The organism is Pseudomonas sp. NFACC42-2, from assembly GCF_900116055.1.
Taxonomy (GTDB): domain Bacteria; phylum Pseudomonadota; class Gammaproteobacteria; order Pseudomonadales; family Pseudomonadaceae; genus Aquipseudomonas; species Aquipseudomonas marginalis.
On sequence record NZ_FOZO01000003.1, the window covers coordinates 530,614 to 549,344 of the forward strand.

16 protein-coding genes are annotated in these 18,731 nt (G+C 60.8%); 5 read left to right on the top strand and 11 right to left on the bottom strand.

Annotated features, from left to right (window positions below):
- Position 1 precedes the first annotated feature (1 nt).
- The 4 genes from livG to BM416_RS09795 form a co-directional block, all read right to left on the bottom strand.
- Positions 2 to 769 (bottom strand): high-affinity branched-chain amino acid ABC transporter ATP-binding protein LivG, encoded by a 768-nt coding sequence (gene livG / locus BM416_RS09780; protein ID WP_005785832.1) that lies wholly within the window; start codon positions 767 to 769, stop codon positions 2 to 4.
- Positions 766 to 2,019, bottom strand: coding sequence for a high-affinity branched-chain amino acid ABC transporter permease LivM (locus BM416_RS09785; RefSeq protein WP_027604423.1), 1,254 nt, complete (start codon positions 2,017 to 2,019; stop codon positions 766 to 768). Before BM416_RS09785 ends, livG begins: the two co-directional genes overlap by 4 nt.
- On the bottom strand, positions 2,016 to 2,939 hold the full coding sequence (gene livH / locus BM416_RS09790) for a high-affinity branched-chain amino acid ABC transporter permease LivH (RefSeq protein ID WP_003172375.1): 924 nt from the start codon (positions 2,937 to 2,939) through the stop codon (positions 2,016 to 2,018). The genes BM416_RS09785 and livH overlap by 4 nt, the downstream gene beginning before the upstream one ends.
- Positions 2,940 to 3,168: 229 nt before the next feature.
- Positions 3,169 to 4,296, bottom strand: a complete 1,128-nt coding sequence (locus BM416_RS09795) for a branched-chain amino acid ABC transporter substrate-binding protein (RefSeq protein ID WP_027604422.1) — start codon at positions 4,294 to 4,296, stop codon at positions 3,169 to 3,171.
- A 341-nt stretch (positions 4,297 to 4,637) separates the two neighbouring features.
- Here BM416_RS09795 and BM416_RS09800 point away from each other — a divergent pair, with 341 nt between their 5' ends.
- On the top strand, positions 4,638 to 4,940 hold the full coding sequence (locus BM416_RS09800) for a DUF2288 domain-containing protein (protein ID WP_027604421.1): 303 nt from the start codon (positions 4,638 to 4,640) through the stop codon (positions 4,938 to 4,940).
- 246 nt (positions 4,941 to 5,186) lie between these two features.
- Here BM416_RS09800 and BM416_RS09805 read toward each other — a convergent pair whose 3' ends face one another.
- From BM416_RS09805 to BM416_RS09815, 3 genes are all read right to left on the bottom strand, one after another.
- Positions 5,187 to 7,364: a hypothetical protein gene (locus tag BM416_RS09805; protein WP_092487728.1), complete on the bottom strand. Its 2,178-nt coding sequence runs from the start codon at positions 7,362 to 7,364 to the stop codon at positions 5,187 to 5,189.
- 201 nt (positions 7,365 to 7,565) lie between these two features.
- The gene (locus BM416_RS09810) at positions 7,566 to 9,830 is read right to left on the bottom strand and encodes a putative bifunctional diguanylate cyclase/phosphodiesterase (protein ID WP_092487731.1); all 2,265 of its coding nucleotides are present in this window, start codon (positions 9,828 to 9,830) and stop codon (positions 7,566 to 7,568) included.
- A 138-nt stretch (positions 9,831 to 9,968) separates the two neighbouring features.
- Positions 9,969 to 10,334: a YkgJ family cysteine cluster protein gene (locus BM416_RS09815; protein WP_027604417.1), complete on the bottom strand. Its 366-nt coding sequence runs from the start codon at positions 10,332 to 10,334 to the stop codon at positions 9,969 to 9,971.
- A gap of 251 nt (positions 10,335 to 10,585) precedes the next feature.
- Here BM416_RS09815 and BM416_RS09825 point away from each other — a divergent pair, with 251 nt between their 5' ends.
- A complete protein-coding gene (locus tag BM416_RS09825) occupies positions 10,586 to 11,932 on the top strand; it encodes a spinster family MFS transporter (protein ID WP_092487737.1) in 1,347 nt (448 codons plus the stop codon).
- Positions 11,933 to 12,113: 181 nt separating this feature from the next.
- Here BM416_RS09825 and rapA read toward each other — a convergent pair whose 3' ends face one another.
- Complete coding sequence (rapA, locus tag BM416_RS09830; protein WP_092487740.1) at positions 12,114 to 14,960, bottom strand: RNA polymerase-associated protein RapA; 2,847 nt, start codon at positions 14,958 to 14,960, stop codon at positions 12,114 to 12,116.
- 218 nt (positions 14,961 to 15,178) lie between these two features.
- On the opposite strand from rapA, the gene BM416_RS09835 reads away from it, so the two are divergent.
- Entirely contained in the window at positions 15,179 to 15,520 is a 342-nt protein-coding gene (locus tag BM416_RS09835; RefSeq protein ID WP_027604414.1) for a hypothetical protein, read from the top strand.
- On the opposite strand, the gene BM416_RS09840 is transcribed toward BM416_RS09835, so the two are convergent.
- The 3 genes from BM416_RS09840 to BM416_RS09850 all read right to left on the bottom strand — a co-directional run bounded on the left by BM416_RS09840 (position 15,517) and on the right by BM416_RS09850 (position 18,129).
- Positions 15,517 to 16,698, bottom strand: a complete 1,182-nt coding sequence (locus BM416_RS09840) for an aminotransferase class V-fold PLP-dependent enzyme (protein WP_092488054.1) — start codon at positions 16,696 to 16,698, stop codon at positions 15,517 to 15,519. The two genes, BM416_RS09835 and BM416_RS09840, sit on opposite strands and share 4 nt — an antisense overlap.
- Positions 16,695 to 17,165 (bottom strand): RidA family protein, encoded by a 471-nt coding sequence (locus tag BM416_RS09845; protein WP_092487743.1) that lies wholly within the window; start codon positions 17,163 to 17,165, stop codon positions 16,695 to 16,697. Before BM416_RS09845 ends, BM416_RS09840 begins: the two co-directional genes overlap by 4 nt.
- A gap of 91 nt (positions 17,166 to 17,256) precedes the next feature.
- Positions 17,257 to 18,129 carry a LysR substrate-binding domain-containing protein gene (locus BM416_RS09850; protein ID WP_092487746.1) on the bottom strand — a complete coding sequence of 291 codons (873 nt, stop codon included), beginning with the start codon at positions 18,127 to 18,129 and terminating at the stop codon, positions 17,257 to 17,259.
- A gap of 100 nt (positions 18,130 to 18,229) precedes the next feature.
- On the opposite strand from BM416_RS09850, the gene BM416_RS09855 reads away from it, so the two are divergent.
- Positions 18,230 to 18,424 carry a hypothetical protein gene (locus tag BM416_RS09855; RefSeq protein ID WP_139237740.1) on the top strand — a complete coding sequence of 65 codons (195 nt, stop codon included), beginning with the start codon at positions 18,230 to 18,232 and terminating at the stop codon, positions 18,422 to 18,424.
- Between the two features lie 143 nt (positions 18,425 to 18,567).
- Positions 18,568 to 18,684 carry a cytochrome c oxidase subunit CcoM gene (ccoM, locus tag BM416_RS30980; protein WP_017530457.1) on the top strand — a complete coding sequence of 39 codons (117 nt, stop codon included), beginning with the start codon at positions 18,568 to 18,570 and terminating at the stop codon, positions 18,682 to 18,684.
- Positions 18,685 to 18,731 lie beyond the last annotated feature (47 nt).

Consider the following 18,731-nt stretch of genomic DNA (forward strand, 5'->3'; position numbering starts at 1 on the left):
TTTACGCTTCCCCCAGATAGGCTTTGATCACTTCAGGATTGTCGCGGATCTGCTCCGGCGTCCCGTCCGCCAGCGGCGTGCCCTGGTTGATCACCACGATATGGTCGGAAATGCTCATGACCAGTTTCATGTCGTGTTCGATCAACAGCACCGTGGCGTTGTTTTCCTCACGCAACACGCTGATCAGCGCCTTGAGGTCTTCGGTTTCCTTGGGGTTCAGGCCGGCGGCCGGTTCGTCGAGCATCAGGATCCGCGGACGGGTCATCATGCAGCGGGCGATTTCCAGGCGACGTTGCTGACCGTAGGCCAGGGTGCCGGCGGGGCGGTTGGCGAACTCGGTGAGGTTGACCTTGTCCAGCCAGTACGCAGCGTACTCCATGGCCTCGCGCTCGCTCTTGCGGAACGCCGGGGTCTTGAACAGGCCCGCAAAGAAGTTGGTGTTCAGGTGACGGTGCTGGGCGATCAACAGGTTCTCGACCGCCGTCATGTCCTTGAACAGCCGTACGTTCTGGAAGGTGCGCACCACGCCCTTGCGGGCGATCTCGTGGCCGGCCAGGCCCTGGATCGGCTGGCCGTCCAGCAGAATGCTGCCGCCACTCGGCTTGTAGAAACCGGTGAGGCAGTTGAACACCGTGGTCTTGCCGGCGCCGTTGGGGCCGATCAGCGCAACCACCTGTTTCTCTTTCACGGTCAGGGCGACGCCGTTGACCGCCAGCAAGCCGCCGAAGCGCATGCTCAAGTTTTCGACTTTCAGGATCTCGCGGCTCATTTGCGCAGCTCCATGTGTGGACGTTGCATGGGCAGCAGGCCTTGAGGTCGCCAGATCATCATCAGCACCATCATGGCGCCGAACATCAACATGCGGTATTCGCTGAACTCACGCATCATTTCCGGCAGCAGGATCATCACGATCGCCGCCAGGATCACGCCCAGCTGCGAGCCCATGCCACCCAAAACCACGATGGCGAGGATGATCGCCGACTCGATGAAGGTGAACGACTCCGGGGTCACCAGGCCTTGGCGAGCGGCGAAGAAGCTGCCGGCAAAACCGGCGAACGCGGCACCCAGGGTGAAGGCGGAGAGCTTGATGATGGTCGGGTTCAGGCCCAGGGCACGGCAGGCGATTTCATCTTCGCGCAACGCTTCCCAGGCACGGCCGATCGGCATGCGCAGCAAGCGGTTGATCACGAACAGTGCCGCCAGCGCCAGCAACAGCGCCACCAGGTACAGGAACACCACTTTGCTCACCGGGTTGTAGTCGATCCCGAAGTACTCGTGGAACGTCTGCATGCCTTCGGCAGCGGTGCGGTCGAACGACAGCCCGAAGAACGTCGGCTTGGGGATGCTGCTGATGCCGTTGGGGCCACCGGTGATGTCGGTCAGGTTACGCAGGAACAGACGGATGATTTCCCCGAAGCCCAGGGTCACGATGGCCAGGTAGTCACCACGCAGGCGCAATACCGGGAAGCCCAGCAGGAAGCCGAACGTGGCCGCCGCCATGCCGGCCAGCGGCAGGCAGATCCAGAAGCTCCAGCCCAGGTAGTGCGACAGCAGCGCGTAGGTGTAGGCACCCACGGCGTAGAAGCCCACATAACCCAGGTCGAGCAGGCCGGCCAGGCCCACTACGATGTTCAGGCCCAGGCCCAGCAACACGTAGATCAGGATCAGGGTGGCAATGTCGACCGCACCGCGCGAGCCGAAGAATGGCCAGATCAACGCGGCCACGATCAGGCCGATGATGATGTAGCGCTGGGTGCGTGGCAGGGTCAGGAATTGGCTGACCTTGGGCGAGACCAGCGGGCCACGGTTGCGCTTGAACAGTGCGCCGACCTGCTGGGTGAACAGCACGCGCAGGAACATCAGCACTGAACACAGGGCGATGATGGTCAGCGTCACGGGGCCGGTGCCATGCACTTCCAGGTTGATGCCGACAATGCTCAGCTTGAGACCGAGTACCGGGAAGGCCACCGCCCACACCAGCAAGGCGCTGAAAAACGCCGATTTAAGATATCTGCTCATACTTTCTCAACCTCCGGACGGCCCAGGATGCCGGTCGGACGGAACAACAGCACCAGGACCAACAGGCCGAACGCGACGACGTCCTTGTATTGGTCGCCGAAAATATCGGCACCAAACGCCTCGGCCACCCCCAGCACCAGGCCGCCGAGCATCGCGCCCGGGATACTGCCGATGCCGCCCAATACCGCTGCGGTAAAGGCCTTGAGGCCTACCAGGAAACCGGCGTTGGGGTTGATCACGCCGTACTGCATGCTCAGCAGTACGGCCGCGACGGCTGCCAGTGCGGCACCGATCACGAAGGTCAGGGCGATGATGTTGTTGGTATTGATGCCCAACAGGTTGGCCATCTTGATGTCTTCGGCGCAGGCCCGGCAGGCGCGCCCCAGACGGGAGCGGGAGATGAACAGGGTCAGGCCCAGCATGGCCACCAGGGTGACGACGAAGACCAGGATCTGCATGTAGGAAATCAGCACTTCTTCCGCACCGCCCGGACCGAAGGAGAAGCTCCCCGGGATCAGGTTGGGGATGGATTTATCCTTGGAGTCCTGGGACAGCAATACGGTGTTCTGCAGGAAAATCGACATGCCGATGGCGGAAATCAGCGGGATCAAACGGTTGCTGCCACGCAAGGGACGGTAGGCAACGCGCTCGATACTGTAGCCATAGGCACTGGTTACGACGATCGACGCCAGGAACGCGGCGGTCATCAACAGCGGCAGGGAGTGGATACCCATCATGGCCAGCCCGGCAAGGGCAATGAAGGCCACGTAGGAACCAATCATGTATACCTCGCCATGGGCGAAGTTGATCATTCCAATGATGCCGTAAACCATTGTGTAGCCAATGGCTATCAAGGCATAGGTGCTGCCAATGGTCAGCCCATTAACCAGCTGTTGGAAAAAATGATAGATCTCAGGCATTACAGCGCTCCTAAAAACCCGATACGCATTTCACTGGTGGAGTCATGTTCCGGCCCCGTGCTGTGTTCTGTGAGCACATTTGCACAAAGCGTTTGCCAGCGAACCGCTGGTGACGGTTTTAAGATTTTCAGGTGAGCCAGCGCCCGGATCGCGGGTGACAGGCCCATAAACCTCGTAAAACAAAGCCCACTGCTCTCACAGTGGGCTTGTTGGACCAGTAACGCCTGGCTTACTGAGGGGAAACTTCGGTTTTTGGTTTGCCGAAGTGCCATTCGTAGACCACGAACTTGAAGTCCTTCAGGTCGCCCTTGGCGTCGAAGCTCAGCTCGCCGGTAGGGGTCTTGAAGGTGCCCGCGTGGATGGCTTCGGCCACTTTGGCGGTGTCTTCGCTCTTGGCGGCCTTGATGCCGCCGGCGATGACTTCAATGGCCGAGTAGGCCGGGAACACGAACGGACCGGTTGGGTCCTGCTTGTTCTTGGCGAACTCTTCAACGATGGCCTTGTTGGCCGGGTCGGTATCGAAGGATTTAGGCAAGGTCACCAGCAGGCCTTCGGAAGCACCCTGGGCGATTTGCGAAATGGAGTCGTTGCCGACACCTTCCGGACCCATGAACTTGGCGTTCAGGCCTTTTTCCTTGGCTTGGCGCAGGATCAGGCCCAGCTCCGGGTGGTAGCCGCCGTAGTAGACGAAGTCGACGTTGGCTTGCTTGAGCTTCTGGATGATCGAGGAGAAGTCTTTGTCGCCGGCGTTCAGGCCTTCGAAGACGGCAACCTTGGTGCCTTTCTTCTCGAGGGTCTGTTTGACGGCGGTGGCGATGCCTTCGCCGTATTGCTGCTTGTCGTGCAGGACGGCAACGATTTTCGGCTTCACGTGGTCGGCGATGTAGTTGCCGGCCGCCGGGCCCTGGGCGCTGTCCAGGCCGATGGTGCGGAAGATCAGCTTGTAGCCACGGGCGGTGATTTCCGGGCTGGTGGCTGCCGGGGTAATCATGATCACGCCTTCGTCTTCATAAATGTCGGACGCTGGCTGAGTGGAGCTGGAGCAGAGGTGACCGACCACGAACTTGACGCCGTCGTTGACCACTTTGTTGGCTACGGCCACCGCTTGTTTAGGATCGCAGGCGTCGTCGTATTCCTTGGCTTCGAGCATCTTGCCGTCGACCCCGCCCTTGGCGTTGATGTCGGCGATGGCCTGCTTGGCACCCATGAATTGCATGTCGCCGTATTGCGTTACAGGACCGGTCTTTGGACCGGCGATGCCGATCTTGATGGTGTCGGCTGCGAACGAATGGCCGGCAACCCCAGCCAGGACCATAGCGGCAAACAGTTTGGAAATCTGCTTAGTAGCCTTATTCATAGTGCTCCACTCTTACTGTTGTATTTTTTATAGTTCTGGCGGCCTTGTGAGCTGCTGAACCGGATCGGATATGTCGGATATCCCCCGGCAGCCGCCTGGCAACTGTACCGGTACAGTGTAGAGCGCCGGTTGATCGCTTGAAAAGCTGGCTGCCGGGGGCAAACCCCGGGGGTGTCGCTTAAATGAAAGAAAAAGACAGAATTGCGGCGGGGGTAATGCCTGACTCTCGCGCATTCCTTGGCTTTCCTGACACTTTCAATCGATAACGCATTTGCAACTGGGTTTTTCTGCCTGAAGCGTGACGTTATGATTGCGCCGATTTTTTCTTCAGGTGAACTCCCATGACGCAAGAACCTAGCACCCTCTATGCCAAGCTGCTCGGTGAAACCGCCGAAATCTCCTGGAAAGAGCTTGAACCCTTCTTTGCCAAAGGTGCCCTATTGTGGGTCGACCCAAGCCTGGATTTGATCGAAGCCGCCGAGGGAATGGCTGAGGACAATCGCGACAAAGTCGCTGCCTGGCTGGCCGCGGGCAGCCTTGGCGAAGTGTCTGCACCGCGGGCATTGGACCTGGTGGAACGCGATCCGAGCTTATGGGCGGTGGTGGTTTCCCCGTGGATTCTGATCCAGGAAAGGGCAGCGTAAGAAAAGCTTGCACGAAAAAGGTGCGTGTTTTTCGCGCGAAGAAGTGTGTAGTGGAGTAACCGCTGTCGGCGTGATGGCATCTTGCCGTGGAGAAAGGTCACAGCCAAGGGTGACGTGCACGTCACGGGAACAGTTTCAGGCCGCGCCGAAAGCCTGGGGAATTGTTTCCGGGTGTGCCAATGAGGTGGAATCTGGTCGTCACTGAAAGCGCCATCGCGGGCCTGCCCGCGATGGCATCCCCTCAAGTCAGCCGGTCTTGCCGGTATGGTTGTTCAACGAGATAACCTTGGTCTTGCCGATCCTGTGACGATAAATCTCGCGCAGGTACTTGATCGCCTTCTTCACGCAATCCCGTGACAGGCGAATGTCATTGATCGACACGAACTTCTCTTTGTCGTTGATCAACTCGCGGTACTTCTTCTCATACATCGGCTTGATCGCGTACCAGTTGGTATCGAGGATCTTCGCCGGGTTTTCAAACTCGTTGAGCAGTTCGTCGATGCGGTCTTCGTCGAAGTCCTCGTGGATGATGAAATCCAGGATCGAGTTATCCAGGGTGTCGTCGAAGCGGTACGGGTTGCGCGCGAAGCAACGCTTGATGAAAGCCACGATCAGCGTCAGGAAGTCATCCGACAGGCACGGGCTCTTGGCGATCAGGGTGGTCAGCGACAGGTTGGCGGACGCGCCGATCACCAGGGCATAGCGCTTGAGGGTGGTGTTGGGGAACAGGCTGTTGAGGTGAGTCTTGAGCCGGTTCAGGTCCATGTAGGACAGCTTGTAGTCCTTGGGCAGCGAGACGATCGACACCACCGACGAGCAGTTCTTGAAAAAGTGCAGGTCATGCAGCGCCGCCGCGTCGTAGCCGGAGTTCTTGTATTGCTCCAGGGACGCCTTGTAGCGCTTGGACTCGATCGGCAACAGGCTGATGCCTTCGATGGCCTGGGTGACCTTGTTGAAATGCGGCAGGTCGATGGAGCGGAAGAACAGGTCGTCGATGTTCAGGCGCTGGGGCTCTTTCTCGAAGACTTTGAACTTGTCATTGGACGGCGCCGGGGTTTCCGGTACGACGGATTCGGCGTAGGCAATCGCCACCGGCCCGGCCAGGCTCATGAACAGGTCATTGGCGTCCAGGCGGATGGTTTCGCCGATGTCGATGCCGGCGCGACGGAAGTAGTTCTGGTCGTAGTCGGTGGTCACGGCCTGGGCGGTGAGGATGTTGAAGATCTGCTGGGAAATGTACTGGTTGGCGTGTTTTTCCATGGCATTGACGTCAATGTTCTGGATATTGCCGTCATCGCTCTCTTCGGCGTAGCGCATGATGTCGTTGGAGATCAGCATCATCGCGTTCCACGGCCGGATACGCCCCTTTACGCTGGCTTCGCTGCTGTCTTCATTGTCGAAGTTGTACGAGAAGTCCCATTCTTCCGACAGGTACTTGCACAGCAAGCGTCCGGCGTTGATGTGGAGCGCCTCGGACATTTCGCTGCGGTGGTCGGAGATGTTCGGCAGCACGCAAATACCGCTGGTGAAGATCGGCTCGAACACGAATGCGTGGCCGCTCTTGCTGTCGTGTTCGTCGGCGGGCTTGGTGTCGAACGTCTTGTTCATGTACGAATGCTGCTGCGCCAGGCCGAACTCCGAGGCCATGCCCGAACCGGTACCGCCGCCGGCGCTGAAGATCGAGAAGTACAGGCGCGACTGGTTGGCCTTGATGCCGCAGGAGTCGATCAGGTACGAGTGGATCATCTTCCAGTCGGGGCTGGAAAAGCGCTGGGTGTCTTTGTTGAGGATGATCTTGGCCAGGTACTGGCCGAGGATCGGCGCGTTACCGGCGCCACCGGCATGGACTTCGGAGAGGTCCATGATTTTCATCTTGCTGTAGTCGCGCAGGAAGCCGCTTTTTTCGCCCTTGCGCGAGAAACGGATACGCCCGGCGATGTCCTTGTCCAGGTCACCGAGCATCACCAGCGGTTCCACCAGGAACACCGGCTTGCTGGCCTTGCCGCCGCCCAGGCGCAGGTTGTTGCGAATCCACTGGGCCGGGCTGTAGCCCTTATCCAAGGATTTGTCTTCGGTGCTGAATTCGTTGAGGTAGAACTTGCGGGCGTTGTACACCAGCTCCGCCACGTCCAGCGCGATGTTCGAACCGCAGCGGCCCAGGCCGATCAGGCAGACCGAGGGGAATTCCTGCTCGCTGTGCTGCTCGCTGTCGCCTTCCAGGTGAGGCGGGCGCGGGAACACCATGTCGCGCAGGCCGTCGAGGTTATCGAGGATGCGGTCGGTATTGGTTTCGGTGAAGTACAGGTATTGCTGGGTGGCCAGCGGGCGCGCGGTGCTCAATGACTTTGAACCTGAGGGTTTGCCCTCAGGCGCTGGGAGCAACACGTCGGATACCACGGTGCCAGAGTTATTTTTAGAGGTCATTGTGCGCCATGTGCCTGGGCGGATGGCTGAAAAGTATCAAATAGCCATCACGGAATGGGAGATCGCGACTTTACAGTGCGTCCTTGTCCGAACCATCAGGCTTACCCAGTGTGCTCAGGAAAAACCTGGCCGGACTCTGATGAATCGGCCGTTCGTCGGCGATCTTTAGGTAAGTGATGGCGAAATGCCAAAGATTCGACGTCAGCGAATTGGCCTGACAACGGAGGTGGATCCGGGGCGGCCTGGGGACAGCTCTTTTGTCGCAGGGGTGTCCTTGGTGCTCGCCACGCTGGTTGGGGGGATCGGATTGCGCCTGTCGATCCCCTGCATTGCGCCCATTATTTCACTGGCGGCCACCGCCGGGCTCAACAGGTAGCCCTGGACGAAATCACAGCCGTGTTTGAGCAGCAGTTCGAACTGAGCCTGGGTTTCCACTCCCTCGGTCACTACCTGCAGGTGCAGGGTGTGAGCCATGCCGATAATCGCCTGGACGATCTCGATGTCGGCGGTCGATTTGGGAATGTCCTGGATAAACGAGCGATCGATCTTCAGAGTGTTGAGCGGCAGGCGCTTGAGGTAGGCGAGGGAGGAGTAGCCGGTGCCAAAGTCGTCGATGGCCAGCGACACGCCCAGCGCGCGGATTTGCCGCAGCAGGGCCAGGGTGCTGCTGATATTGCCCATCAAGGCATTTTCGGTCACTTCCAGCTCCAGGCGGTTGGCGCTGATCCCGCTGAAGCGCAGCGCATCTTCGATCTCATCCGCCAGCTCATCGCGGGCCAGGTTCAGGGCCGAGCAATTCACTGTCATGGTCAGTTCGGTATAGCCTCGGTCGGAGAGCAGGCTCAAGTCATGACAGGCCTGGCGCAAGACCCAGTGGTCGAGTTCGGCGATCAGCCCGTTGCTTTCGGCAATTCCGATAAACCGGTCTGGGGTCAGCAGCCCCTGTTGCGGATGCTGCCAGCGCACCAAGGCCTCCAGGCGTGTGACTTTGCCCAGCTTCATGTCAAAGATCGGTTGGTAGAACAGTACCAACTGGTTCTGGGCGCGCAGGGCGCTGCGTAGCTCTTCTTCCAATTGCAGTTCGAGGAAGGCACGGGTCTTCAGGTTGGAGCTGAAGAAGTTCAGGCCATTGCGTCCCATGTCCTTGGACTGGTACAGCGCCAGGTCGGCGTTCTTGAGCAGCTCTTCGCAGGTCAGGCCATCCTCGGGAAACAGGCTGATGCCGATGCTGGTGGTCATCACCATACGGCGGCCGGCGAGTTCGACCGGGTCCTTCATCTTCTGCATGATGCGCTGGGCCAGGTGTCGCGCTTCGTCGCGGTGGTGAACGCTGATCAGGATGCAGAACTCATCGCCGCCAAACCGTGCGACCACGTCCGCATGGCTGCGCACGGAGCCTTTGATATGGCTGGCGAGAACGCTGAGCAATTGATCCCCAGCGTCATGGCCGAGGCTGTCGTTGATGCGTTTGAAGTGATCAATATCGAGGAAAATAACCGCCATCATGCCGTTTGAAGCCGTTTTTTCGGCGATTTTTTCCGCAAAAATCTGATTGAAGCCGCGCCGATTAAGCAGGCCGGTCAGCGCATCGTAATGAGCCACCTGTTGCAGGGAGGCGCGGGCCTGGTCCAGTTCGCTGAGCAGCGCGTTGACCCGACGCAGGTCGCGCTCCTTGTGCTGCAGCTTCTTGTCCGCCAGTGCGGCGCTGATGCTGCTGCCGATCACCAGCAGGGTGATCACGGCGACCGACAGGCCCAGTTGGATGGGGTTGTTATCCAGCGCTAATGAGAGGTCGGCCCCCGTGGGGACGATCAGTTGCATGGAGGCCATGCCGGTAAAGTGCATGCTGATAATGCCCGCGCCCAACATCAGGCTGGCGGCGTATTTGAGCAGTTGATGGAAGACGCCGGCGCCGGTGCGCAGGTAGCTCGACAACAACAGGGCGGCCAGGCTGGCGCCAATGGCGATGCCCACCGAGGCGAGCAGCAGGCCCGACTCGAAATACGCCTGGGCCTGGGAACGCATGGCCGACATGCCGACGTAATGCATCATGGCGATGCCGATGCCCATCCACAGCGATGCCAGCAGGTATTGGTTAAATCGCAGTCTGGTGTGACTGAGGGTTTGCATGGCGAACAACGAGGCGATCAGGGCGATGACCAGCGAGGCGAACGTCATGAGCAGGTCGTAGTGAATCGCGATGGGGGCCTGGAAGGCCAGCATGCTGATGAAGTGAGTGGACCAGATACCCCCTGCCAGGCAACCGGCACCCAGCCAACGCCAATGGCGGCGAGCGGTAGGGTCTTCGACATGGCCAACCCGTTCGGCCATGTCCAGGGTGCCGAACCCCGCCGCACAGGCGACCAGATAGGCCAGCAGCACCAGAAAAGGGTTATGACTGCAATTGAGTAATAAGTGCCCGTTCGCTGGGAGGTCGGTAAAAAAGTGCAGACCTAGCCATTCCATAGCATGTCCCGTCATAGCGTCACGTCACAGCCTACGGCGATGACCTATGAGGTCGAGTATAGAAGCCTCGCGGGATTTTCCAGCGATAATGGCACTTTGCTCTGAATGATTTTGGCATGCCGTGCATAGCAATTAGTGCTAAGCGCTGATGGGCAATTCCAACTCGAACGGTGCTTGTAACGGCGGCAGGCCGAACGCAGCACGGGCGGCGTCGCAATCGACATTCTGCTCGCCCTGGCTCCATGAAGCTTCGAATTCTCGGCAGGGGCTTGAGCGTTGCTCATAAATCGAGCAGCTCGTACCTTTGCCGACTTCGCCTTCAAGGCTGCAGCAGCGCGCGGGCTTCTGGTCGGTGCCGATCATTGCCACGCGGGTGGGGTTGATCTGCACCACCAGGTCGTCAGGCACCGTCCCCCCCGAGGAGGCGCACTCACCCCAGAAGAAAGACACACGAAAGTGTGAACAGCAGGCACCGCAACTCAGACACGGACTGGCTTCGGACATGGGCGTCATCGATAAGAAAAGTAGAGTGGGGGACTACTGGAAGGCTCGCCATTCTAATCGGGTCGTGGCCGTTGGGAAGGGGGGCAGGCACTTATATTTTTGTCGGCAAAGTCCCGTGTTGTCGGGTGAAATCATGCCCTATCAGCTTTACGAATCATTACAGACAACCACGGCTCGCCTGACTATGTTGCAGGTACCGGGCGGGATGCATCGGGCATCGCAGCTCTCATAACAATAAAAGAGACGGACCCATGCAGAACTCGACCCAAGCGGCGAATGCCTGGCGCATTCTGTTCCTGCTGTTCCTCGCCAACCTGTTCAACTTCTTCGACCGCACCATTCCGGCGATCATCATCGAGCCGATCCGCATGGAATGGCACCTGAGCGACTTCCAGCTCGGCATCATCGGCACCGCCTTCACCATCGTCTACGCCATTGCCGGCCTGCCGCTGGGGCGTCTGGCCGATACCGGCTCGCGCAGCAAACTGATGGGCTGGGGCCTGTTCGCGTGGAGCGGGTTGACGGCGATCAACGGCCTGGTCGGCAGTTTCTGGACGTTTTTGCTGGTGCGCATGGGCATCGGTATCGGTGAAGCCAGCTATGCGCCGGCTGCCAACTCGCTGATTGGCGACCTGTTCCCGGCGCACCGTCGCGCCCGGGCCATGGGGATTTTCATGCTGGGCCTGCCTTTGGGCCTGTTGCTGGCGTTCTTCACTATCGGTTGGATGGTCAAGGCGTTCGACAGCTGGCGCGCGCCGTTCTTCATCGCCGCCGTGCCGGGGCTGATCCTTGCGGTGTTCATGTTCTATATCAAGGAACCCAAGCGCGGCGCCGCCGAAGCCGTACAAGTCTCCCAGGAGCGCGTCGATCGCCCGATTCGCCGCGTGCTGGCCGTGCCGACCTTCCTGTGGCTGGTGCTGGCCGGGTTGTGCTTCAACTTCGCCACCTACGCGTGCAACTCGTTCCTGGTGCCGATGCTGCAGCGCTATTTCCTCATGCCCCTGCAGGACGCGGCGGTCGCCACCGGCGTCATCGTCGGGTTGACCGGCCTGGTGGGCCTGACCTTGGGGGGCTGGATTGCCGACAAGATCCATCAACGTGTTGCCAATGGCCGACTGCTGTTTGCGGCGTGCAGCCTGATCATCTCCACCGTAACCACCGCCTGGGCCCTGCATGCCGGGCGCATCGAGATCGGCGTGTTTGTGGCGCTGTTCAGTGTGGGCTGGTTGTTTGCGTATAACTTCTACACCTGTGTGTACACGGCGATCCAGGACGTGGTCGAGCCGCGCCTGCGGGCCACGGCGATGGCGCTGTTCTTTGCCGGTTTGTACTTGCTGGGCGGGGGCATGGGGCCGATTGTGGTGGGCGGGTTGTCCGACCATTTTGCCCATTCGGCGATGTATGCGGCGGGGGCCGAGCAGATGACCGAGGCTTACAAGGCGGTGGGCTTGCATGACGCCATGTACCTGATTCCGGTGGCGCTGTTCTTGACGATGCTGTTTCTGTTCCAGGCGTCACGCAGTTTTGTGCGTGATGCCAAGCGGATGAAGGAGGGGTTGAAGGGGGTTGAGGTGCCGGCTGCGGCCGCGATGGCTTGATTCTGCGGTGACGCTATCGGGGGCAAGCCCCCTCCCACATTGATCGGTGACCGACATGACAACGCGGTCAACTGTGGGAGGGGGCTTGCCCCCGATGAGGCCCGCAACGCCAACGCTGTTCTCAAGTGAATAAAAAAGGCCCGCATTGCGCGGGCCTCTATCCAACAGGGCAGGGCGGTAATCAACCCGCTACCAACACCCGAATCGCCTCCAGTCGCAGCGCCGCCTTGTCGAGCATGGCCAGGCCTTGCTCACGTTGGTTGCGCAGGGCGACCAGCTCGCTGTCGCGGACGGTCGGGTTGACCGCTTGCAACGCGGTCAGGCGCGCCAGTTCTTCGTCGGTGTCTGCCGCCAGGCGACGCTTGGCTTCGGCCACACGTTCGGCGTGACGCGGTGTGATCTTCTCTTCACCGGCATTGATCCGCGGTGTGAGTTGATCGCGCTGGGCCTGCACGAACTTGTTGGCGCTGGCCCGTGGCACGCTTTCCAGCTGGTCGTTCAAGGTTTCGAACGAGACGCGGCCGGACAGGTCGTTGCCATTGGCATCCAGCAGGCAGCGCAGTGCCGCCGGCGGCAGGTAGCGGCCCAGTTGCAGTGCGCGGGGCGCGACCACTTCGCTGACGTAGAGCAGTTCCAGCAACACGGTGCCTGGCTTGAGCGCCTTGTTCTTGATCAGCGCCACGGCGGTGTTGCCCATGGAGCCGGACAGCACCAGGTCCATGCCGCCCTGCACCATCGGGTGTTCCCAGGTGATGAACTGCATGTCTTCACGGGACAGCGCCTGGTTGCGGTCGTAGGTGATGGTCACACCTTCGTCGTCGCCCAGGGGGAAGCTGGCGTCGAGCATCTTCTCGCTGGGCTTGAGGATCAGCGCGTTTTCCGAATGGTCTTCGCTGTCGATGCCAAAGGCGTCGAACAGGGTTTCCATGTAGATCGGCAGGGCGAACTGGTCGTCTTGCTCGAGGATGTCCTCCACCAGCGCATCGCCTTCACCGGCGCCACCGGAGTTGAGCTCCAGCAAGCGGTCGCGGCCGGTGTGCAGTTCCTGCTCCAGGCGCTCGCGCTCGGCACGGGCCTCGTCGATCAGGGCTTGCCACTCGCTGTCGTCGGCGTTTTCCAGCAGCGGCAGCAGGCGCGGGCCGAACTGGTGCTGCAAGGCGTTGCCCGTCGGGCAGGTGTTAAGGAATGCGTTAAGGGCTTCGTGGTACCACTGGAACAGGCGCTGTTGCGGGCTGGTTTCCAGGTACGGCACGTGCAGTTCGATCACATGTTTCTGGCCGATCCGGTCCAGACGGCCGATCCGCTGTTCCAGCAGGTCGGGGTGGGACGGCAGGTCGAACAGCACCAGGTGGTGGGAGAACTGGAAGTTGCGGCCTTCACTGCCGATTTCCGAGCAGATCAGTACCTGGGCGCCGAATTCCTCATCGGCGAAGTAAGCAGCGGCGCGGTCACGCTCGAGGATGTTCATGCCCTCGTGGAACACCGTGGCCGGGATGCCGGAGCGGACGCGCAGGGCATCTTCCAGGTCCATGGCGGTTTCGGCGTGGGCGCAGATCACCAGGACCTTGGTGCGCTTGAGCATTTTCAGCTGGTCGATCAGCCACTCGACGCGCGGGTCGAAGCGCCACCAGCGGTTTTCTTCGTCGATGTCCGGTTGCGACTGGAAGCTGACTTCCGGGTACAGCTCGGCGTGTTCGCCCAGCGGCAGCTCGAGGTATTCGTCCGGGTTCGGCAGCGGGTAGGCGTGCAGCTTACGCTCCGGGAAACCCTGCACGGCGGCACGGGTGTTACGGAACAGCACGCGGCCGGTGCCGTGGCGGTCGAGCAGTTCACGCACCAGGCGCGCACTGGCTTCGGCGTCGCCATCGTTGACGGCGGTCAGCAGCGCTTCGCCTTCGTTGCCGAGGAAACCCTGGATAGTCTTGTGCGCGGCAGGCGACAGGCGGCCCTTGTCGAGCAGCTCCTGCACGGCTTCGGCCACCGGGCGATAGTTCTCGCTTTCGGCACGGAAGGCGTGCAGGTCGTGGAAACGGTTCGGGTCCAGCAGGCGCAGGCGCGCGAAGTGGCTGTCCTGGCCCAGCTGTTCCGGGGTGGCGGTGAGCAGCAGCACGCCCGGGATGACCTCGGCCAGTTGTTCGACCAGGCTGTATTCCGGGCTGGCTTTGTCTTCATGCCAGACCAGGTGGTGAGCTTCGTCGACCACCATCAGGTCCCAACCGGCGGCGAACAGCGCGTCCTGGGCCTTCTCATCGTCCACCAGCCACTCCAGCGCGACCAGGGCCAGCTGGGTGTCTTCGAACGGGTTGGCGGCATCGCTTTCGATAAAGCGTTCTTCATCGAACAGCGCCACTTGCAGGTTGAAGCGGCGGCGCATTTCCACCAGCCACTGGTGCTGCAGGTTTTCCGGTACCAGGATCAGTACGCGGTTGGCGCGGCCCGACAGCAGTTGGCGATGGATCACCAGGCCGGCTTCGATGGTCTTGCCCAGGCCCACTTCGTCCGCCAGCAAGACCCGTGGTGCGATACGGTCAGCGACTTCACGGGCGATGTGCAATTGGTGGGCAATAGGTTGCGCACGCACGCCACCCAGGCCCCACAGCGAGGATTGCAATTGGCGGCTGGTGTGTTCAAGGGTGTGATAGCGCAGCGAGAACCAGGCCAGCGGGTCGATCTGCCCGGCGAACAGACGGTCGCTGGCCAGGCGGAACTGGATAAAGTTGGAGAGCTGGGTTTCCGGCAGGGTGACCTGCTCGTGCTGCCCATTGAGGCCGTGGTAGACCAGCAGGCCGTCGACGTCGTCGACTTCCTGCACGGTCATTTTCCAGCCTTCGAAATGGGTGATGGAGTCACCCGGCGAGAACCTCACACGGGTGAGGGGCGCATTCCGTAGCGCATACTGGCGGGTGTCGCCAGTGGCCGGATAGAGCACGGTCAACAAGCGGCCGTCCTGTGCCAGAACGGTGCCTAACCCCAGCTCTGCTTCGCTGTCACTAATCCAGCGTTGCCCCGGTTGATACTGCTGCGCCATGCTGCCTGACTCCCGCCGTGAAAAAGCCGACTATGTTAACGGAACAAGGCCCCACGCCCAAGGACTCTGACAAAAACTACGCCGTTTGGGCGGCCGGGTGAGCACGCAATCGACGGGTGGCGGGCACTTGTGAGTGTCGACTGGGTCACAGGTTGGCGAACCTGCGCTCAAGTCGTCGCGCGGCCCGCCGACAGCCTGCTGACAGGAGAACAACTATCATGCTTCCACCTATGCTGCCCGTCAGCGTCGTACCGGTTACGTCGCAACTCGACCCGGTCCGCCAGAAACCCGATATTCCGCCCGTGGTTCCTGTGCAAGCGGGCTCCAACGAAAGCACCATCGACCTGAAAAAGGGCGATGCCGAGCAGTCGACCCTGTTGTTGCGCGAAGAGCAACGCCGCCAGCAGGAACAGCAGAAACGCCGGCGCGAAGCCGATGAAGACCCGGATCAACACTTGGCGATCCCGGGCGACCTGCTCAATGCCGACAACACCGTACCGGTTGTGCCGCTGATCGAAGACGCGCCGCGCCAGGGCTTGTGGGTGGACGTCGAGGTTTAGCCCCGCAGTTCCCCCAGGGCCGTCATCAGCAACTCGATGTCGTGATCGTTGTTGAACGGGCTGACGGAGATCCGCGCAATACTGGTCAGGCCACGGGCCTGCATATCCAACGGGGTGTAGGCCACACCGTTGGCTCCGATATTGATCCGCTTCAATCCCAATTGCCGCTTGAGTTCGAAGGCGTCCCAGCCGGCGAGGTTGAAGGCGATCAGGCCTGATTGAAGCGTGCCCAGGTCATGCAGGGAAACGCCCGGAATCCCGCGCAACGCTTCGCGGATTCGCCTGCTGGTGTGCGTGATGCGTTCCCACACACGCTCGATCCCCAGCTGATTCATCTCCTGCAGCGCATTGCCCAGGCCTGCCAACAGGGCAAAGGACACCTCGCTGGTCTCAAAGCGCCGGGCGTCGTTGCGCAGGTCAAAACCGTCGGCGCTCCAGGGGGCGGAAAACACGTCGCGCTGGGCGGGGTTCAAGTGCGGGAGGAAATCCGGCCGCACATACAGCAGCGCCGTCCCCCGTGGCCCGCGCAGGTGCTTGCGCCCGGCCGCCTTGAGCACATCGCACTGCAACGCCTGCACGTCCACCGGCACCTGGCCGACGGCTTGGCCGGCATCGATAAAGTAGGCGATGGCATGACGCCTGGCCACTTCGCCGATGGCCTGGGCGGGGTTGATCAGGCCGCCGTTGGCGGGGAGCCAGGTGAGGTCGATGAGCTTTACGCTTGAATCGAGCATGGCTTCCAACGCCACGGGGCACACCGCGCCGCTAGCATCGCAGGGGATGACGTCCACCCGCGCGCCGGCTTGCACCGCCAACTGCATGCTCGCCAGGTTGCCGCCCCATTCGTGGCGTCCTACCAGAATGCGGTCGCCCGGCTGCCACGGGCCCAAGGCCTGGAACGCCATGCTCCAGGCGGTCGAGCCGCTGCTGGCAAAGGCAATAGACGGGGTGGGCGCGTTGAGCAACTGCGCGGCAGCGCGGCGAGCTTTCTCCACCAGCACGGCGCCCTGTTCGCCGGCTTCCATCGGGCCGTCACGGGCTTCGCGTTGCAGTTGGTCGACGATGGCATCGAGGGTTGCCTGGCTTGGTAATGAGGCGCCGGCAGGGTTGAAGTGCACGATGCCCGACTGGCAGCCGGGAGTGCCATCGCGCAGGTGTTGGACCTCAAGCGGGCTCACGGCTGCCACTCGAAAATCCCGTCAACCTCCACCGCCACGCCGGCCGGCAGGCTGCAAACACCCACTGCCGTGCGCACATGCCGGCCCTTTTCGCCGAGGGCATTCACCAGCAGGTTGGACGCACCATTGGCCACGGCGCCCTGGTGCTGGAAGTCGCTGCTGCTGGCGATAAACACCCCCAGGCGCAGGACGCGCACCAGGCGCGACAGGTCATCGCCCAGGGCATCGCTCAATTGCGCGAGCAAGCCCAGTGCAGCCAGTTCCGCGGCCTGGATACCTTCTTCCTCGCTGAGGGATTCGCCCAGGCGGCCCACGTAGGCAGGCTTGCCGTCTATCAGCGGGATTTGCCCAGAGATAAACAGCTGGTTCTGGCTGACCACATGGTTGATGTAGTTGGCAATCGGCTGGCTGGGTGATGGCAGCGTCAGGCCGAGGGCTTGCACGCGGTGGCGGAGGGAGTCGCTCATGGTGAATCCTCTTGGGTCAGGAGGTTTCAGCATGTGGGGCAGGGGGGAGTGTCGACAAACGGATAGATCTCATTCGACGTATCGAAATAACTCACGTGTCGCGGCAGATGTCCTTCAACCACTCGCTGAAACACCGCGCGGCGTCGCTGGCAGGGCCTTGCGCTGCAATCAACCAGTAGCCTATTTCACTGTGATAGGGCGGCCAATCGAAGGCTTCTACCAGGCTGCCATCATCCAGCCTGCGTTGGATCAAGCGATGACGGCCCATGGCAATGCCCTGGCCGGCCACCGCGGCTTCGACCACGATGTTGTAGTCGTGCAGCATGACGCGCGGATGGTGCTTGAGGTCGACTTGATAGTGCCCAGACCAGTCCGTCCACTCAAAAGGACGGTGCGAAGTGGCCATCAACAGCGCACCGTTGTGCACTTGGCTGGCCTTGAATGCCGGGCTGCACACCGGTGAGATCACCTCCGGCATCAGTCGTGTGGCCTGCACGTCGGGCCAGTCGCCCTTGCCGTAGCGAATGGCCAGGTCGACTTCGGCCGCCGCGACGTTTGCCAGTTGAATCGCCGGCAGCAGCTCCACCTGGATATGCGGATAGCGGTTGAGAAAACCCGCCAGGCGCGGCGCCAACCACAGGGTGGCGAACGACGCCAGCAGGCCGACACGTAACACCGTGGCGTTGGGCACCACCCGTTGGGCGCGGGTCGCGACGGCAATGGCGTCCAGGGCGGGACGGATTTCGGCGTAGTACTGCTGGCCGTCTGCGGTCAGATCGATCGCGCGGGTGCGTCGGATAAACAGCGATTTACCCAGGTGCAGTTCGAGCTTTTGTACCTGATGGCTCAGGGCACTCTGGGTTACCGACAATTCCTGCGCGGCCTTGATAAAGCTCAAGTGCCGGGCCACGGCTTCAAAGGCGCGCAGGGCCAGCAGCGGCGGAAGATCCTTATGCAGTGCCACCTGAATACGCCTCCTTGAGTGGTTGGAAAGTGCCGATTTTGGGCGGCGCTCGGTTTTTTGTCGCCGGTTGATTTGCCGTCGGGCGCAGGAGTCCGCATTATTGAGCCTTACTCGCCACGACGTAAGCCAAGCCATGAGTGATGACGACAAGCTGATCGACCTGAACGCCGAACGCGCCAAGCGCGTGCATGACCTGAATGACAAGCGCCTGAATGAAGTGCGCCAGGCGTTTGAGCACGCAATGCCGTTGGGCAAAGCCAAGAAAAAATCAAAGAACAAACCCAAAAAGCGTTAAAACGGCCTGCATCTATTGATGCAGGTCAGTTACTGCCCTTCTTTACGCCCCGTCGCGGGCGACATTGATCCCCGTCAATTTTTCAATCCGCCTTCTCCATTAACTTAGCCCTATCGCAACAAGGCAAGTGCAGGAGGCCGGTCATGTTTATCGATAATGTGGTATTCGCCGGAGTGCTGACTGTAAGCCTCATGGTGCTGTTTTTTGTAGGGTTTGGATTTTTTATCTGGAAAGACGCGAACAAGCGTAAAAAACCTTAGGTCTTTCCGGGTTACATGAGCACGCAAGGCATTTTGGGCGACTTCGG

Excerpts from the sequence above, each read along its gene's own strand:
- ccoM (WP_017530457.1), top strand. The coding sequence starts at position 18,568 with ATGTTTATCGATAATGTGGTATTCGCCGGAGTGCTGACTGTAAGCCTC.
- BM416_RS09845 (WP_092487743.1), bottom strand. The coding sequence starts at position 17,165 with ATGAGCGACTCCCTCCGCCACCGCGTGCAAGCCCTCGGCCTGACGCTG.
- BM416_RS09835 (WP_027604414.1), top strand. The coding sequence starts at position 15,179 with ATGCTTCCACCTATGCTGCCCGTCAGCGTCGTACCGGTTACGTCGCAA.
- BM416_RS09810 (WP_092487731.1), bottom strand. The coding sequence starts at position 9,830 with ATGGAATGGCTAGGTCTGCACTTTTTTACCGACCTCCCAGCGAACGGG.
- rapA (WP_092487740.1), bottom strand. The coding sequence starts at position 14,960 with ATGGCGCAGCAGTATCAACCGGGGCAACGCTGGATTAGTGACAGCGAA.
- BM416_RS09805 (WP_092487728.1), bottom strand. The coding sequence starts at position 7,364 with ATGACCTCTAAAAATAACTCTGGCACCGTGGTATCCGACGTGTTGCTC.
- BM416_RS09815 (WP_027604417.1), bottom strand. The coding sequence starts at position 10,334 with ATGTCCGAAGCCAGTCCGTGTCTGAGTTGCGGTGCCTGCTGTTCACAC.
- BM416_RS09825 (WP_092487737.1), top strand. The coding sequence starts at position 10,586 with ATGCAGAACTCGACCCAAGCGGCGAATGCCTGGCGCATTCTGTTCCTG.
- livG (WP_005785832.1), bottom strand. The coding sequence starts at position 769 with ATGAGCCGCGAGATCCTGAAAGTCGAAAACTTGAGCATGCGCTTCGGC.
- BM416_RS09795 (WP_027604422.1), bottom strand. The coding sequence starts at position 4,296 with ATGAATAAGGCTACTAAGCAGATTTCCAAACTGTTTGCCGCTATGGTC.
- livH (WP_003172375.1), bottom strand. The coding sequence starts at position 2,939 with ATGCCTGAGATCTATCATTTTTTCCAACAGCTGGTTAATGGGCTGACC.
- BM416_RS09785 (WP_027604423.1), bottom strand. The coding sequence starts at position 2,019 with ATGAGCAGATATCTTAAATCGGCGTTTTTCAGCGCCTTGCTGGTGTGG.
- BM416_RS09800 (WP_027604421.1), top strand. The coding sequence starts at position 4,638 with ATGACGCAAGAACCTAGCACCCTCTATGCCAAGCTGCTCGGTGAAACC.